Here is a 401-nt window from a genome sequence, read left to right as displayed (position 1 = left end):
ACTCTCTATCTTTTTGATTCTTACGATATCATTTTACCAATATGTCAATGAACTTTTCCCCCTCCAACTCCCCCAAAGGGGGAGTTGGCACTCAACAGTGCTCATTCCTTCCCTTTGGGAAGGCTAGGATGGGATTTGTGGAGAATATCGGAGTCGAACCGATGACCTCTTGCGTGCAAGGCAAGCGCTCTAGCCAGCTGAGCTAATCCCCCTTTTTCTAGTTGGCAGTCCACAGTTCTCAGTCTGCAGTCGATTGGCCGACTAATTAGGGTGAATAACCACTTCTAGAATTTCCTTATACTTAAACAATTCAAAGTTTTAAAATCTAAATTCAAGGTTTTGAACTTTGAATCTTGAACTTTAAACTTATTTGTAGTCCCGGGCAGACTCGAACTGCCGAC

Annotated in this window: 1 tRNA gene; it reads right to left on the bottom strand. The window is 43.1% G+C overall.

Annotation, left to right across the window (positions count from 1 at the left end):
• Positions 1–138: 138 nt before the first annotated feature.
• Positions 139–212 (bottom strand) — tRNA-Ala (locus Q0998_RS19295).
• Positions 213–401: the final 189 nt, after the last annotated feature.

The sequence above is a fragment of the uncultured Polaribacter sp. genome, from assembly GCF_947501385.1.
In the GTDB taxonomy this organism is placed as follows: domain Bacteria; phylum Bacteroidota; class Bacteroidia; order Flavobacteriales; family Flavobacteriaceae; genus Polaribacter.
The sequence above is the reverse complement of the archived record's forward strand: the minus strand, read 5'-3'. Positions and strand labels throughout refer to the sequence as shown.